Origin of the sequence: Thermomonas sp. S9 (assembly GCF_024704365.1) — a bacterium.
Classification (GTDB): domain Bacteria; phylum Pseudomonadota; class Gammaproteobacteria; order Xanthomonadales; family Xanthomonadaceae; genus Thermomonas.
Genome location: NZ_JAJDFY010000001.1, coordinates 2,674,833 through 2,690,504 on the forward strand (window position 1 = coordinate 2,674,833; position 15,672 = coordinate 2,690,504).

A 15,672-nucleotide genomic window follows, 5' to 3' on the forward strand; every position below is an offset into this window, starting at 1 on the left:
CCGGCCTTCAGAACGGAATCTTCCCGGTCAGAATGTCCTTGTACATCACCCAGTCGCCCATGAACGAATACAGCGGGTGACGGAAGGTGGCCGGGCGGTTCTTCTCGAAGAAGAAATGCCCGATCCAGGCAAAGGCATAGCCGGAGACCAGCGCCGCCAGCAGCCACCACGGGTTGGCCCGCACGATCGCCAGCAGCACGCAGCCGATGGCCAGGCTGCTGCCGGTGAAATGCAGGCGCTGGCAGGTGCGGTTGCGGTGCTCGCCCAGGTAGAACGGATAGAACTCGCGGAAGCTGGAGAAGCGCGGGGCGTCGTTCATGGCGCGGACTCCTGGTGGACATCTTGCTTTTCGGCGGCCTTGGCCAGGTCCCAATAGCGATCCTGCGCCTCCAGCGGCTGGCCGGCAAGCCCGCCATCGGCGGTGGCCAGCGCCTCCATCGCGCGGAAGCGGCGCTCGAACTTGGCGTTCGCGCGGCGCAGCGCAGCGCCGACATCCACCTTCGCGTGGCGCGCGAGATTGGCGCAGACGAACAGCACGTCGCCGATCTCGTCCTCCAGGCGGTCACGCGCGGCGGCATCGCCCGGATCGGCGGCGACGGCGGCGAACTCCGCGCGCACTTCCTCGATTTCCTCGTGCAGCTTGGCGATCACCGGCTCCGGGCCCGGCCAGTCGAAGCCGACCCTGGCCGCTTTTTCCTGCAGCTTCACCGCGCGCAGCCATTCCGGCAGCCCGCGCGAAATGCCGGCCAGCGCGGAGGTGTCGGCCTCGCCCCTGGCCGCGCGCTCGGCGCGCTTGAGCGCGTCCCACGCGCGGGTCTGCTGCCGGGCATCCGCCACCGCGGCAGCGCGCGCGGCCGGATCGAGCGGGCGGCCCGCCGCATCGAACACGTGCGGATGCCGGCGCACCAGCTTGTCGCAGATCGCCGCGACCACGTCGCCGAACGCGAACGCACCGGCCTCTTCGGCCATGCGCGCATGGAACACCACCTGCAGCAGCAGGTCGCCCAGCTCGTCCTTCAGGTCGTCGAGGTCGCCGCGGTCGATCGCATCGGCGACTTCGTAGGCCTCCTCGATGGTGTACGGCGCGATGCTGGCGAAGGTTTGCTGCACGTCCCATGGACAGCCGCCGGCGGGGTCGCGCAGGCGCGCCATGATCGCCAGCAGGGTGCGGAGATCGCGTGGGTCGGCGGGCGCGTCGGTCATGCGGGCAGGCGGGCAGGCAGGGCGGGATCGCCGACGGCGATGAAGTCGCCGTTGAGCAGGGTGTCGCGCTGGTTGTAGCGCAGTGGGCGGCCGCGCGCATCCAGCACCGCGCCGCCGGCAGCTTCCACGATGGCCTGTCCGGCGGCGGTGTCCCACTCGCTGGTCGGGCCGAAGCGCGGATACAGGTCGATCGCGCCTTCCGCGATCCGGCAGAACTTCAGCGCCGAGCCGTAGCCCACCACCTCGCTACCGGGCAGCGCGTCCAGCAGCGCCTGCGTGCGCGCGTCGCGGTGCGAGCGGCTGGCGGCGATCCGCAGCGGCGCGGCGGCGGGAATGCGCGCATGGATCGCCCGGTCACTGTCGCCTTCGCGGCGGAATGCGCCGCGACCCGGCATGCCGTACCAGAGCCGCCCGGTCACCGGCTGCTGGATCAGCCCGAACACCGCCACGCCATCTTCGACGAGCGCGATGTTGATGCAGAACTCGCCGTTGCGCTTGACGAACTCGCGGGTGCCGTCCAGCGGATCGACCACCCACAGCCGGCGCCAGCGGCGGCGCTCGGCGATGTCGAGCGCGCGCGACTCCTCCGACAGCACCGGAATGCCGGGGGTCAGCGCCTGCAATCCGTCGACGATGCAGCGGTGCGCGGCCAGGTCGGCGGCGGTCAGCGGCGAGCGGTCGTCCTTGTGCTGCACCGCGAACTCGCCCTCGTACACCGCCAGGATCGCGGCGGCCGCGCGCTGCGCGATGCCGATCACGCTCTCGCGCAGCGTCTCATCCATGCGCCTGCTGCTCCAGCCACTCGCGCACCAGGAACAGCGCGGCGATGCTGCGCCCTTCCGAGAACTCCTCGCGCAGGATCAGCTGGCCGAGATCGGCCAGCTTCCACGGCACCACCTCCAGCTCCTCCGGCTCGTCGCCGGGCAGGCGCTGCGGGTACAGGCCGCGCGCCAGCACCAGATGGGTCTGATGGCTCATATAGGTCGGCGCCAGACTCAGCCGGCGCAGCACGCGCAACTCGCGCGCGCCGTAGCCGGCTTCCTCCATCAGCTCGCGGTTGGCCGCCTGCTCCGGGGTCTCGCCGGCATCGATGCGGCCCTTCACCAGCCCCAGCTCGTAGCGATGCACCCCGGCCGCGTATTCACGCACCAGCAGCACCGTGTCGGCATCCAGCAGCGGCACCACCGCCACCGCGCCGTGGCCGCGGCTATGCAGGCGCTCGTACAGGCGGCGCTCGCCGTTGCTGAACTCGAGGTCCAGCCGCTCCATGCGGTAGGGGCCGGCGTCGTGCTCGGTGATGCCATGGATGACGGGCAACGGGCGGCTCATGCGGCCGCCCCGGCAGCGATAATGACGGGATGAAGGACGTTCACGACCCCATGATAGCCGCGGCCGATGACTGGCGCGCGCGCGACCTGGCGGTGCTCTGGCACCCCTGCACCCAGATGCGCGAGCACCCGCAGGCGCTGCCGCTGTTTCCGGTGGCGCGCGGCGAGGGCGCCTGGCTGGTGGGCATGGACGGCCGCCGCGTGCTGGACGGCATCAGCAGCTGGTGGACCAACCTGCACGGGCACGCCGAGCCGCGCATCGCCGACGCCATTGCCAGGCAGGCGCATACGTTGGAGCAGGTGATCCTGGCCGGCTTCTCGCATGCGCCCGCGGTGGAGCTGGCCGAGCGCCTGCTCGCCCTCGCCCCGCGTGAGGCCGGCCGCGCGCCGCTGGCCAGGGTGTTCTATGCCGACAACGGCTCCTCGGGTGTGGAGGTGGCGCTGAAGATGGCATTCCACTGGTTCCACAACCGCGGCGAACACCGGCGCACCCGCTTCATCGCCCTGACCGGCAGCTACCATGGCGAAACCCTGGGCGCGCTGGCGGTCGGCGACATCCCGCTGTACCGCCGGGTGTACGCGCCGCTGCTGCTGGAAGCGCTGTTCGCGCCCTCGCCCGACGCGTTCGGCGCGCGCGATGCCGCCGCGGCCGAGGCGCGCGCGCATGCCGCGGCCGATGCCTTGGCGGCGCTGCTGGAGGCGCACCCGGGCGAAGTCTGCGCGCTGATCCTGGAACCACTGCTGCAGTGCGCGGGCGGGATGCGCATGCACCACCCGGCCTACCTGCGCCGTGTGCGCGATCTCTGCGATACCCACGGCGTGCTGCTGATCGCCGACGAGATCGCGGTCGGTTTCGGTCGCACCGGCACCCTGTTCGCCTGCGAGCAGGCGCCGGGCGGTGGCATCCAGCCGGACCTGCTGTGCCTGTCAAGGGCCTGACCGGCGGCTTTTTGCCGCTGTGCGCGGTGCTCGCCACCCAGGCGATCTACGACGGCTTCCTCGACGACTCGCGCGAGCGCGCCTTCCTGCACTCGCACAGCTACAGCGGCAACCCGCTGGCCTGCGCCGCGGCGCTGGCCTCGCTGGACATCCTGCAGCAGGACGCGGTGCTGGCCCGCAACCGCGGCATCGCGGCGCAGATGGCCGAACGCGCCGCCCGCTTCTCCACGCATCCGGCGGTGGCCGAGGTGCGCCAGACCGGGATGGTGGTCGCGATCGAGCTGCACCCGGAGGCCGGCAATGCCGAGGACGGCCACGCGGTGGAGATCGCCGGCCGCCGTGGCCTGCGCATGTACCGCGCCGCGCTGGAGGCCGGCGCGCTGCTGCGGCCGCTGGGCGACGTGCTGTACTGGATGCCGCCCTATTGTGTGGGCGATCGTGAGCTGGACGTGCTGGTCACAGCCACCGAGGCCGCGCTGGCAGAGGCCGCCGGATGCGCCTGACCCGCTGCCACATCGCCCAGCCGCTCGCGCCCGGCAGCGAGATCACGCTGCCCGAGGACGTTTCCGCGCATCTGCTGCGGGTGCTGCGGCTTTCGCCCGGCGACGCCTGCGTGCTGTTCAACGGCGACGGCCACGACTACGACGCCCGCCTGCTCGTCGCGGACAAGCGCGGGGCGCGCGCGGAGATCCTCGCCGCACGGCCGGTGGCGAACGAATCGCCGCTGCGGATCACCCTGCTGCAGGGCATCGCCCGCGGCGAGAAGATGGACTTCATCCTGCAGAAGGCCACCGAGCTCGGCGTAGCGCGGATCGTGCCGGTGGACAGCGAACGCAGCGAGGTCAGGCTTCCCACCGCGCGCGCCGGGAAACGCCTGGTGCACTGGCGGCAGGTGGTGGTATCGGCCTGCGAGCAGAGCGGGCGCGCGTGGGTGCCGGAGGTGCTGCCACCGCAGCCGCTGGCCAGCGCCGCGGCGCAGCGGGAAGGCCGCGGATTTCTGCTCGATCCGCAGGCCGACGCTTCGCTGGCCGCGCTGCGCGGGACGCCGCTGGCGGCCTGCACGCTGGCGATCGGGCCGGAAGGCGGCTGGTCGCCGCGCGACCGCGCGCAGCTGGACGCCGCCGGCTTCAGCGGCCTGCGCCTGGGGCCGCGGGTCTTACGCACCGAGACCGCGGGGCTGGCGGCGATCGCGGTGCTGCAGGCGCTGGCCGGGGATCTCGGCTGAGCCGCCCCCCGGCCAGGCGCGACGGGCAGGCTCAGGCCGCGGCCGCCAGCGCCTCGCGCAGGGTGTCCTCGAGCGCCTCGAGATCCGGCACCACCGCTTCGTCCTCATTCAGGCGCACCCGCGCCAGCACGCCGGGCGGCAGCGCCTCGCCCTCCGCCTCCAGGGTCGCCAGCGCCGCCTCGGTCACCGTCACCAGGCGCGGGAAGCCTTGCGTGAGCAGCGCGAAATAGGGGCGCCGGGCGTCGCCACCGAGCGCCTTCAGCACCACCACCTTGCTGCCCAGGCCGCCCTGCTCCTCGGCCAGCCCCGCGAACCGCGAGAACGACAGCAGCGGCAGCTGCCAGCCGCGCCAGCGGATGCGGCCCAGCAGCCAGGCCGGCGTGTTCTCCACCGGCTCCGGGGTGGCGAACGACAGCACCTCGGCGATGGTGGCGTTCGGCAGCAGCAGGCGCGCCTGCGCGACCTGGATCAGCACGCCGCGGATGATCGGGGCAAGTTCGGAAGACATGGGCTACCTCAGGCGGACCAGCGGTGCAAAAGTTCGCGGGACATCTCGGCCAGGCTGCGCGACTCGCCGCCGCGCGTCACCAGCATGCGGCTGCTGGCCGGATCGAAGCAATTCTCGGGGGCCTGGCCGTACGCCATAGCGCCGGCCAGGCGCAGCGACAGCGCGGCGTCCACCCCCGACGGATCGGCCCCGCTCAGCAGCAGGATGGCGCTGTCGGCCGCCGGCAGCCCGGCAAAGCGCGGCTCGCCTTCGCAGGTGGCGAAGATCGCCCCGGCCGGCGCGCGCACCACGTCCAGCCCGTCCGGCATGACGTGCACGCAGCCCGCCTGCAGCGGCTCGCCGGGCTGGGCCAGCACCACCTGCATCAGGGTGGCGCGCTGCATCTGCCGCACCAGCTTGTCGTACTGCCCGCCCTCGAGCTTCTGGCGCAGCAGCACCGGCCGCGGGAACCGCGCCGGCAGGCTGGCCAGCAGCTGGCGCACCGCATCCGGGCCGCCGATTCCGGCCACGATCGCCACCGCCCCGGTCGGCGCGGCGGGGGCGTGCGACGGCGCCTGCGGCACCTCCGGCAGCGCCGCCACCTGCAGCGCCAGTGCCTGCATTTCCTCGACGAATCCGATCCGCGCGCTGTGCCCGGGCGCCGCGGGCAGCACGTCGCCATGGCCGTCCAGCTTGGCCGCCAGGTGCCGGGCCCAGCGCGCGGCCTCCCAGCCGTCGCGCCTGGCGGCGACCTCGGCCTCGTCGAACACCACGTCCAGCCCCGGGTCGGCCAGCAGCGGATCGAACCGGTCCAGCACGCCTTCGGTGGCCGCATCCAGCACCACTACCAGCGCCTGCGGTGCCTGCGCGCGGACCGCCGCCTCGTCGGCCTCGGCCGGATCCAGGGAGGCGGCCAGCGTCGCGCCTGCCGCGTGCACCGCCTGTTCGGTGCGCTCGCGCGCGGCGCCCGGGCGCGCCAGCACCACCACGCGGCGCCCGCTCATTGCGCCAGCCCGTCACCCACGTACTCGAGCTTGAGCAGCTCGAACACGTTGCGCATCAGTTCCGGCTCCTGGTAGGGCTTGCCCAGGTAGCGCTCGACCCCGATCTCCATCGCGCGTTGGCGGTGCTTCTCGCCGGTCCGCGAGGTGATCATCACGATCGGCACGTCGCGCAGGCGCACGTCGGCCTTCATCGCGGTGGCCAGCTCGTAGCCGTCCATGCGCGGCATTTCGATGTCGAGCAGCATCAGGTCGGGCACCAGCTCTGCCATGCGCTCCAGTGCGTCCAGGCCGTCCTTGGCGGTGGCGACCTCGAAGCCGTGGCGTTCCAGCACGCGGCCGGTGACCTTGCGCATCGTCACCGAATCGTCCACCACCATCACCAGCGGGACGCGGCGGGTCTCGACCGGCGCCGCCACGCCATGCTGCAACGCACCGGACGCCGCCAGGGTCGCCTGGCGACGCACCAGCGGGGCCACGTCGAGGATCACCACCACGCGGCCATCGCCCATGATGGTCGCGCCGAAGATGCCCGGCACCGAGGCCAGCTGCGGGCCACCGGTCTTGACCACGATTTCGCGGCTGCCCAGCACCTGGTCGATCGCCACCGCCGCGCGCAGTTCGCCCGAGCCGACCAGCAGCAGCGGCATCTGCAGATGCCCTTCGGCCTTGGCCGGCGCGGTGCCGACCAGCACGCCGAGATCGTGCAGGGCATAGTCCTCGCCGCCGTAGCGGTAAACCGCCCCGGCCTGCGCGAGCTCTTCGCGCGCGATGCGGCCGACGCCACGCACGGCTGCGATCGGCACCGCGTATTCGGTCTCGCCGATCTTGACGAACACCGCCTGGGTCACCGCCAACGTCTGCGGCAGGCGCAGGGTGAAGGTGGTGCCGGCGCCGGGGCGCGAGGCGATGTCGATCGAGCCGCCGAGCTGGCGCACTTCGCTGGCCACCACGTCCATCCCGACCCCGCGGCCGGCGAGCCGGCTGACGGTCTCGGCGGTGGAGAAGCCCGGCTGCATGATCAGCTGGTACAGCTCGGCATCGGTGAGCTCGGCATCGGCGGCGATCAGGCCGCGCTCGATGCCGCGCGCGCGGATCGCGGCGCGATTCAGGCCGGCGCCGTCGTCACTGATCTGCAGCACCACTTCCGCCCCCTCGCGGCGCACCGCGACCCGGATGCTGCCTTCCTCCGGCTTGCCGGCGGCCTGGCGCGCCTGCGGGGTTTCCAGCCCGTGCGCGATGGCGTTGCGCAGCATGTGCTCCAGCGGCGCGGTCATGCGCTCCAGCACGTTGCGGTCGAGCTCGCCCTGCGCGCCCTCGACCCGCAACTGGGCCTGCTTGCCGGTCTCGGCGGCGGCCTGGCGGATCACCCGGCGCAGGCGCGGCACCAGCGAATCGAACGGCAGCATGCGCGTGCGCATGAGGCCTTCCTGCAGCTCCGAGCTCACCCGCGACTGCTGGGTCAGCAGGGTCTCGTACTGGCGGGTGAGGTCTTCCATCGAGCCGTGCAGGCTCTGCAGGTCGGCCGCGGACTCGGCCAGCGCGCGCGAGAGCTGCTGCAGGGTGCTGAAGCGGTCGAGTTCCAGCGGGTCGAACGCCTCGCGCCCGCTGTCGCTCTCGCGCTGGAAGCGCGCGATGATCTGGGCCTCGGTTTCGGCATCCAGCCGCCGCAGCTGGTCGCGCAGGCGCAGATTGGTCTGCTCCATTTCCGCCGCGGTGCTGCGGAAGGCCGACAGCTGCTGCTCCAGGCGCGCGCGGTAGATCGCGACTTCGCCGGCGTAGTTGACCAGGCGGTCGAGCAGGTCGGCGCGGATGCGCACCTGCTCCTGCGGCGCACGCACGCCGATCTCGTCGTCCTCGAACGCGCCTTCCGGCCGGATCGGGGGCGACAGCGGCGCGAGCACGGGCCTGGGCGCCGGGGCCTCTGGACGGGGAGCGGCAGCCTCGGAGGATTCCGCCGCTGGCACAGCCGCCGCCGGCGCGCGGTTCTCGGCGCGGGCGTTGAACTCGTCGATCAGGCCGTCCGGCATGCCGATGGCACGCCGCGCGGCGATCCGGGTGATCATGGTGTGCAGGCGGTCGAAACCGCGTTCCAGCAGCGCCACGCCGGCGTCGCCCAGCTCCACGCGCTGCGCCGCCACCGCTTCCAGCAGGGTCTCCATGGCGTGACCGAGTTCGCCCGCCGCCATCACGCCAGCCATGCGCGCGCCGCCCTTGAGGGTGTGCAGGTCGCGCTGCAGGCCGACGATCAGCTCGTTGTCGTCCGGCGTCTCGCGCAGCTGCGCCAGCAGGCCGTCGGAATGGTCGAGCAGGTCGCCGGCCTCCTCCACGAAGACGTCCACCAGCTCGGAGATCGAGCTCGCGGGTGTCGAGGGCTTCGTCCGGGTCCTCGGCCGCCGCCGCGGTGGACTGCAGCGCCGCCAGCGCGGCCAGCTCGCGCGCCTTGGCGGCAGCAGCCGCCTCGGCGGCGCGCCGCTCGGCCTCGCGGCGCTCGGCCTCGGCGCGGGCTGCCGCGATGCGTTCGGCTTCGAGGCGCTCGGCTTCAGCTCGGGCCGCCGCGATGCGCTCGGCTTCCAGCCGCTCCGCCTCGCGACGGGCCGCCTCTTCCGCCGCGGCCTGCTCGGCGGCAATCCGTTCGGCTTCGGCGCGAGCAGCTTCCTCCGCAGCCAGCCGCTCGGCCTCCGCCTGCTCGGCTGCCAAGCGTTCTGCCTCCAGCAGCGCCGCCTCGGCAGCCGCCTGTTCGGCCGCCAGCCGTTCGGCTTCCTGACGCGCCGCTTCCTCCGCGGCCAGCCGCTCGGCTTCCTCGCGCGCGGCCTGCTCGGCCGCAAGCCGCTCCGCTTCCTGACGCGCCGCTTCCTCCGCGGCCAAGCGTTCGGCTTCCTCGCGCGCGGCCTGCTCGGCCGCAAGCCGTTCGGCTTCCTGACGCGCCGCTTCCTCCGCGGCCCGACGCTCGGCCTCTTCGCGCGCCGCCTGCTCGGCCGCAAGCCGCTCGGCTTCCTGACGCGCCGCTTCTTCCGCGGCCAAGCGTTCGGCTTCCTCGCGCGCCGCCTGCTCGGCCGCCAGCCGTTCGGCTTCCTGACGCGCCGCTTCCTCCGCGGCCAAGCGTTCGGCTTCCTCGCGCGCGGCCTGCTCGGCCGCAAGCCGTTCGGCTTCCTGACGCGCCGCTTCCTCCGCGGCCCGACGTTCGGCCTCCTCGCGCGCCGCCTGTTCGGCCGCCAGCCGCTCGGCTTCCTGACGCGCCGCTTCCTCCGCGGCCTGGCGTTCGGCCTCCTCGCGCGCCGCCTCCTCTTCCGCCGCCTGGCGCGCGGCGTCCTCGGCTGCCAGCTGGGCGTGATCGACGAACGGCAGGCTGGCTTCCGGCAGGGTATCGCGCAGGGCCGCCATCCGCGCCGCCAGCGCGGCATACACCGGCACCTGTATCGGGGTGGCCTGCAGCGCGAGGGTGGAGACGCGCACCGCCTCGGCCACCTCGGCCAGCGCGGCCAGGCCAGCGGCATCGGCCGGCTGCTGCGCGGCCAGCAGGCGCTTGATGTAGCCCTCGGCGGGCGCGGTGAACGCGGTCACCGTCGGCACCTCGCTCATCGCAAAAGCGCCGTTGAGGGTATGGATCGCGCGCAGCAGGCTGCTGTCGGCCTGCGCCTCGCCGGCGCGCGCGCCGGCCAGCCAGGCCTGTATGGTCTCCAGATGGCTGCCGACTTCGGCGCCCAGAATCTCCAGCAGCACCGGATCCACCAGCACCACCGCCGTTTCCGGCGCGGCGGGCGCGGCCGGTGCCGGCTCCTCGACCGGCGCGGCGGCCCCATCCGCTTCGACCACGGCTACTGCAGCCGCCTCGATCAGCACATCCTCGCCGGCCGCCAGGCGGTCGGCCACGGCTTCCATCGCCGGGATGTTGGCCGCGACCGCGGCCCCGTCGCGCAGGGCCGCATGCAGGGCCGGCAGCAGTTCGCGCGCCTGGCCGACGAAGGCCACCACCGCCGGACTGGCCGGGCGCGAGCCGTCCAGCACGCGGTTGAGCATGTTCTCCACGTGCCAGGCGAACTCGCCCAGCACCCTGGCGCCGACCAGCCGGCCGCTACCCTTCAGGGTGTGGAACACGCGCCGGATCGGACGCAGGGCTTCGGCATCCTCGGGCGTCATGCGCCAGGCCGGCAGCAGGGCGTCGAGGTTGGAAATCTCGTCCTGGAACTCCTCCAGGAAGATTTCGCGGATCTCGTCGTCGATCTCGTCCCCGGCGGATTCGAACCCGGCCGCCATCGTGGTGCCGGCCGGCACCACGTCCACCGCCACCGCGGCGGGCCTGGCCGCCTCCGCGGCCGCGCTGGCCTCCGCGGCGAGGCCGGCGGCGATCTCCGCCGCCGCATCGGCTTCGTCCACGGCATCCGTTCCGGATACGGTGGCGGTATCGGCTTCGACCGCTGCCGCAGGCGCGTCCGCGACCGGCTCGGCCGGCGGTGCCGCTTCGGCCACGGCCGGCAGCGGCCAGTAGCGCAACGCCTCCAGGCTGGCGCGGGTCTTGTCGAGCAGGTCCAGGCGCTGGCCGAGCGGGTCGTGCAGCGACTCGAGGAAATACTCCATGCTGGCCAGCGCATCGGCCAGGGTGTCCAGGGTCTGGCCACCCGGCACCTGCCGGCGCTCGACCAGCTCGCGCTGGGTGAACTGGCGCAGCGCGTCCAGATAGCCCGCCGGCAGCGGCTGCTCGAGGATGCGCAGGGCGCCGGCGACTTCGGTCAGCAAACGCGGCACCGGCTCCAGGGTGGCGTGGTCCCAGTCGGTTTCCACGAACGCGACGAACGCGTTGCGCACGTCCGAGAAATTGCTGATGGCGGCGCGGGTGAGCGCGCCCATGACCTTGCGCGATTCCTGCGCCAGCAGGTCACCGGCCTCGGCGTCGCGCCCGCCGGCGCCGAGGTGGGCCACCTGATCGTCCAGCGAATGGTCGATGTAGATCAGCGCGCCGGCCACGTCCAGCAGCGCGCCTTCGTCGAACGGACGCGCGCCGCTGGCGATCGCGTGCACGATCCGGCGCTGCTCCTGGACCACGCCGCGGGCGCTGTCCAGGCCGAGCATGCCGAGGGTTTCGCCGATCCGGTCCAGCGCCTCCACCTGCGGCTGCAGTTCCTGCACGTTGCCGTGCCCGGCGCGCAGAAACAGATCGAGCGCGTCCTTCACCTTCAGCAGGTCTTCCTTGATCGCCGCGGCCACGGTGTCCAGCAGCGCGCGGTTGCGCCCGGCCAGGCTGCCGCGCGCATGCTCGAGTTCGGCCTCGGTCGGCGCCACCAGCAGCGAGGGCAGCGCGTCCTGGCCCAGCTCGGGCGCGCCGCGCGCCGCGCGCAGGGCGTTGATCAGCGGCAGCAGCACGATCGGGATGTCGCGATGGCCGCCCTGCAGGCGTTCCAGGTAGTCCGGCAGCTGCACCACGCCGCGCATCAGCACGGCCAGCGCCTCGTCGCGCGCGGGCACGCCGCCGGCGTGCAGCGCTGCGGCCAGTTGCTCCATCTCGCCCGCCACCATCGCCGGGGCCTGCAGTTCGAGCATGCGCAGGGTGCCCTGCACCTGGTGCAGGTGGTCGATGCAGGTCTGCATCGGTGCCGGGTCGCCGGGGGCCTCGGCGAACGCCTCGAGCTCGATCCGCGCCTGCCGCAGCGCCTCGTCGATCTCCGGCTTCACCCAGCCGAGCGCGGTGTGGTCGATGGCATCCCGCAACGCCGTGGTCATGACGTCGCTCCGATGAAGCCCGGCGATGCGGGACTGGCCTGGAGGCTGTTGTTCATCCGGATCCCCGTCTCAGCCCGGCGTCAAGCAGGCAGCTTGAAGTCGGCGACCGAACGGCGCAGGTCCGCCGCGAGTTGGGCCAGGTTGCCGATCGACTCGGCGGTCTGGCTGGCGCCCCGCGAGGTCTGTGCGGTGATCGACTGGATGGTGTTCATGGTCTGGGTGATGTTGGAGGCCGCGCTGGACTGCTCCTGCGCCGCCACCGAGATGCCTTCGATGAGGCCCGACAGGTCGGACGACACCTTTTCGATCTCACCCAGCGCGGTGCCCGCGTCCTCGGCCAGGCGCGCACCGGCGACCACTTCGGAGGTCGTCTGCTCCATCGACGACACCGCTTCGTTGGTATCGGCCTGAATCGTCTGCACCAGCGACTCGATGCGCTTGGTCGCGCTGGAGCTGCGTTCCGCGAGGCGCTGCACTTCGTCCGCCACCACCGCGAAGCCGCGGCCCGCCTCGCCGGCCGAGGCCGCCTGGATGGCCGCGTTCAGCGCGAGGATGTTGGTCTGCTCGGAGATGTCGTTGATCAGCTCCACGATCGAGCCGATTTCCTGCGAGCTTTCGCCCAGGCGCTTGATGCGCTTGGAGGTTTCCTGGATCTGGTCGCGGATGCTGTCCATGCCGGCGATCGTCTGCCGCACCACGCCGGCACCGTTGGTCGCGATCTGCACCGAGCGCCGCGCCACCTCGGCGGAGTCGGCGGAGTTGCGCGACACCTGGTTAATGCTGGCGGCGATCTCGTTGATGCGGTCGGTGGCGGAGTTGATCTCCTGCGCCTGGTGCTCGGCGGCCTCGGCCAGGTGCATGGCGGTGGCCTGGGTTTCCTGGGCGCTGGCCGCCACCTGCACCGAGGTGTCGTTGATGGTGGCCACCAGGGTGCGCAGCTGCTCTACCGCGAAGTTGATCGAGTCCGCGATCGCGCCGGTCATGTCCTCGGTGACAGTCGCCTTCACGGTGAGGTCGCCTTCCGCGAGCGAACCCATCTCGTCCAGCAGGCGCATGATCGCCTCCTGGTTGCGGTCGTTCAGTTCCTTGGTGGTCTGGTAGCGGATGCGCTGGGCGCGGTTCAGGGCCCACAGCAGGCCGCCGATCGAGAACAGCGCCAGCGCGCCGGACAGGATGCTGACCCAAACGCCGCCGATGATGCTGGTGTCCTTCAGCGAGCCGAACGAGGTGAACGCCGCGAACAGGCTCTCGCTGTCGCCCAGCAGCTTGTCCGAGCCGCCGGCCAGGGCGGCGGCCGAAGCCTGCGCACCGATCAGCTTGCGCGAGTCGCCGACGATCGCATCGAGGTCTTTCTTCATGCCCTGCCACAGGGTGTTGGCCTGGGCCAGCGGGCCGATCGCGCCAACCGCGGTGACCTTGGCGATGTCCTGGCCGCCGTTGAGCAGCACGTTCATCTGGCGATCGAACACCGCCGCGTCGCGGCCGAGCGCATCGGCCGCCACCTGCGCACCGTCGCCGCCGGCGCGCAGTTCCGCGATCCGGCGCGCCATGGCGGCCGAGGTCACCACCTGGTTCAGCGCGGTGAACACCTGCGCCGAGCTGGCGCCGCCCGAGGCCAGGCCGCGCACCACTTCGTTCAGCTGCGCCTGCAACTGCGGCACCTTGGCGGTGAAGCTGTCGGCGCGCCCGGCCAGCGTCAGCACCGCCTGCTGCGAGCCCAGCACTTCCTCCGCACGCTTGGCCAGCGGGGCCCAAGTCGCCGTCACGGTGCCGATCGGGCCGGCCACGTCGGGCGAATCGCCGAAACGGTCGTTCAGCTCATTTGACGTCGGCGTCCACCTCGCTCTTGGTGGCCTTGAACGCCTCGAACGCCTGCGCATTGCCGTCGATCGCCTCGCGCGCCTGGTTGGCCAGGCGCTGCGAATTCAGCTGCAACCGCGAGGCCGCCGTGCTGGCGCCGCCGAGGCGCGAGGCCTTGGTGGTGGCGTACAGGGTGTTGCCGGCGAACACCACCAGCGAGCCGACCAGCAGCCAGATCCAGAAGTTGGTGCTGAGATTGCGGCCCTTGCCGGCGGCGGAATCCATCAAACTGCTCATCGTGCGACCTCGGCTTGCTTGTTGTCCGCCATTCAGGCGGCGGTTTGGCGGAATTCGGGGGGTGCGGGACAGGCGTTCGAGGCTGAACACGCCCCAATCCTGGTCGTTCATGCGGTAGGCGCGCTCGACGAAATGCGCATAGCGCCCGTCCATCAGCGCGCTGGCGTCGATCGCCTGCGCCTCGATGAAGCTGCGCTGGCCGTACAGCTCGTCGATGGTGACGGCGACGTCGCCGCCCGGCTGGCGCACCACCAGCACCCGCTGGCGCTCGTGCAGCACGGTGCGCTCGCCCTCGAGGAACTGCTTGAGGTCCACCACCGGCAGCAGGCTGCCGCGGATGTTGGCGATGCCCAGCAGCCACGGCAGCGCGCCGGGCACGTGGGTCAGCGCCGGCAGCGGCAGGATCTCGACCACCTCGCCGAAGCCGGAGGCCAGCCGGTGGCGGCCGACGCGATAGGCCACGCCGCGCCACAGGCCGGGCGCGTCCAGCTGCTCGGGCAGGCCGGCGACGTGCGCCAGACTGCGCTGCTCGTAGTCGGCCAGCGCCAGGAACGGCGAGCGCAGCAGGCGCGCGGGGCGCACCGGCACGCGCGCGGGCGCGATCGGCGCGGCGTCGGCCGCCTCCGCGTCCGGCGCGGAGGGGCTGCGGCCGCTGTCATGTGGCCGCCATCCAGCGCCTCCGTGCCCGACACCTGCCTGTCGGCCTGCGCGTCGGTCTCCACGCCCGCGTCCACGCCGGCGGCCGCCGGCGAAGCAGGCGCAGCCGCCGCAGTGGGTGCCGCGGCGAACGGCGGACGCCCCTTGTGCTTGTGCTTGCCTCGCTTGCCCATGACGTTCCTGCTCAGTGCCCGATGAGTGCGTTGATCCGCGCCACCAGATCGCTTTCGCGCGGCGGCTTGGTGATGTAGTCCTTGGCCCCTGGCGCAGGCCCCAGACCCGGTCGGTATCCAGCCCCTTGGTGCTGATGATCAGGATCGGAATGTGCCCGGTCTCGGCATCGCGGGTCAGGGTGCGGGTGGCCTGAAGCCGTTCATGCCGGGCAGGATCACGTCCATCAGCACCAGGTCGGGCTTTTCGCGCCGGCACGCGGCGATGCCGTCCTCCGCGCTGGCGGACGCGATCACCTCGTGGCCGTTGCGCTCCAGCAGCTGGGTCATCACCGCGGTTTCGGTCGGTGAGTCCTCGATCAGCAAAATGCGAGCCATGAAAGCCTTACCCCCCGGTCAGGCATTGACGTAAGTGCGGATTGCCCCGAGCAGCTCTTCGCGCGTGAAGGGCTTGGTCAGATACTGCTCGGAGCCAACGATACGGCCACGCGCCTTGTCAAACAAACCGTCCTTCGACGAAAGCATGATCACCGGCACGGTTTTGAACGTCTGGTTGTTCTTGATCAGCGCGCAGGTCTGATAGCCGTCCAGGCGCGGCATCATGATGTCCACGAAGATGATCTGCGGGTTGTGGTCGGCGATCTTGGCCAGCGCCTCGAAGCCGTCGGTGGCGGTGACGACCTCGCAGCCCTCGCGCGCCAGCAGCGTTTCCGCCGTGCGCCGGATCGTCCGCGAATCGTCGATGACCATCACCCTCAGCCCCTGTAGGTTGATGCCTGCCCCATCCTGCTGCGCCATGCCTGCCCCTTGCGCGCCTTGCGCGATTGCCAACCGCCGCGTCTGCGCG

The 15,672-nt window shown here is 72.1% G+C and carries 8 protein-coding genes and 5 pseudogenes; 2 read left to right on the top strand and 11 right to left on the bottom strand.

All coding sequences use genetic code 11. From position 1 onward, the window contains the following. Window positions 1–7: 7 nt before the first annotated feature. From LJB71_RS13580 to nudE, 4 genes are read right to left on the bottom strand one after another with little or no spacing between them, the layout of a single operon-like run. A complete protein-coding gene (locus LJB71_RS13580; protein ID WP_259304583.1) occupies window positions 8–319 on the bottom strand; it encodes an Mpo1-like protein in 312 nt (103 codons plus the stop codon). After that, on the bottom strand, window positions 316–1,203 hold the full coding sequence (mazG, locus tag LJB71_RS13585) for a nucleoside triphosphate pyrophosphohydrolase (protein ID WP_259304584.1): 888 nt from the start codon (window positions 1,201–1,203) through the stop codon (window positions 316–318). The genes LJB71_RS13580 and mazG overlap by 4 nt, the downstream gene beginning before the upstream one ends. Beyond that, the gene (cysQ, locus tag LJB71_RS13590) at window positions 1,200–1,985 is read right to left on the bottom strand and encodes a 3'(2'),5'-bisphosphate nucleotidase CysQ (RefSeq protein ID WP_259304585.1); all 786 of its coding nucleotides are present in this window, start codon (window positions 1,983–1,985) and stop codon (window positions 1,200–1,202) included. Before cysQ ends, mazG begins: the two co-directional genes overlap by 4 nt. Further along, window positions 1,978–2,532 carry an ADP compounds hydrolase NudE gene (nudE, locus tag LJB71_RS13595; RefSeq protein WP_259304586.1) on the bottom strand — a complete coding sequence of 185 codons (555 nt, stop codon included), beginning with the start codon at window positions 2,530–2,532 and terminating at the stop codon, window positions 1,978–1,980. The genes cysQ and nudE overlap by 8 nt, the downstream gene beginning before the upstream one ends. A 29-nt stretch (window positions 2,533–2,561) precedes the next feature. On the opposite strand from nudE, the pseudogene bioA reads away from it, so the two are divergent. Together bioA and LJB71_RS13605 are read left to right on the top strand one after the other, a co-directional pair. Next, window positions 2,562–3,973: pseudogene (bioA, locus tag LJB71_RS13600) on the top strand (adenosylmethionine--8-amino-7-oxononanoate transaminase). Continuing rightward, window positions 3,964–4,695, top strand: a complete 732-nt coding sequence (locus tag LJB71_RS13605; protein ID WP_259304587.1) for a 16S rRNA (uracil(1498)-N(3))-methyltransferase — start codon at window positions 3,964–3,966, stop codon at window positions 4,693–4,695. Before bioA ends, LJB71_RS13605 begins: the two are co-directional and overlap by 10 nt. Before the next feature lie 31 nt (window positions 4,696–4,726). Here LJB71_RS13605 and LJB71_RS13610 read toward each other — a convergent pair whose 3' ends face one another. The 7 genes and pseudogenes from LJB71_RS13610 to pilG form a co-directional block, all read right to left on the bottom strand. Further along, entirely contained in the window at window positions 4,727–5,203 is a 477-nt protein-coding gene (locus LJB71_RS13610; protein WP_259304588.1) for a chemotaxis protein CheW, read from the bottom strand. 8 nt (window positions 5,204–5,211) lie between these two features. Continuing rightward, complete coding sequence (locus LJB71_RS13615; protein WP_259304589.1) at window positions 5,212–6,186, bottom strand: chemotaxis protein CheB; 975 nt, start codon at window positions 6,184–6,186, stop codon at window positions 5,212–5,214. Continuing rightward, a pseudogene (locus LJB71_RS13620) lies at window positions 6,183–11,901 on the bottom strand (Hpt domain-containing protein). The gene LJB71_RS13615 and the pseudogene LJB71_RS13620 overlap by 4 nt, the downstream one beginning before the upstream one ends. Before the next feature lie 80 nt (window positions 11,902–11,981). Then, window positions 11,982–13,998, bottom strand: a pseudogene (locus LJB71_RS13625) (methyl-accepting chemotaxis protein). 32 nt (window positions 13,999–14,030) lie between these two features. Further along, window positions 14,031–14,562 (bottom strand): annotated as a pseudogene (locus tag LJB71_RS13630) (chemotaxis protein CheW). Between the two features lie 277 nt (window positions 14,563–14,839). Next, window positions 14,840–15,203 (bottom strand): annotated as a pseudogene (locus tag LJB71_RS13635) (response regulator). An 18-nt stretch (window positions 15,204–15,221) separates the two neighbouring features. After that, window positions 15,222–15,623, bottom strand: a complete 402-nt coding sequence (pilG, locus tag LJB71_RS13640) for a twitching motility response regulator PilG (protein ID WP_259304826.1) — start codon at window positions 15,621–15,623, stop codon at window positions 15,222–15,224. Between the last annotated feature and the right edge of the window lie 49 nt (window positions 15,624–15,672).

Coding starts and splice junctions, on each gene's coding strand:
- mazG (WP_259304584.1), bottom strand. CDS start 1,203: ATGACCGACGCGCCCGCCGACCCACGCGATCTCCGCACCCTGCTGGCG.
- LJB71_RS13610 (WP_259304588.1), bottom strand. CDS start 5,203: ATGTCTTCCGAACTTGCCCCGATCATCCGCGGCGTGCTGATCCAGGTC.
- cysQ (WP_259304585.1), bottom strand. CDS start 1,985: ATGGATGAGACGCTGCGCGAGAGCGTGATCGGCATCGCGCAGCGCGCG.
- nudE (WP_259304586.1), bottom strand. CDS start 2,532: ATGAGCCGCCCGTTGCCCGTCATCCATGGCATCACCGAGCACGACGCC.
- LJB71_RS13580 (WP_259304583.1), bottom strand. CDS start 319: ATGAACGACGCCCCGCGCTTCTCCAGCTTCCGCGAGTTCTATCCGTTC.
- pilG (WP_259304826.1), bottom strand. CDS start 15,623: ATGGCGCAGCAGGATGGGGCAGGCATCAACCTACAGGGGCTGAGGGTG.
- LJB71_RS13605 (WP_259304587.1), top strand. CDS start 3,964: ATGCGCCTGACCCGCTGCCACATCGCCCAGCCGCTCGCGCCCGGCAGC.
- LJB71_RS13615 (WP_259304589.1), bottom strand. CDS start 6,186: ATGAGCGGGCGCCGCGTGGTGGTGCTGGCGCGCCCGGGCGCCGCGCGC.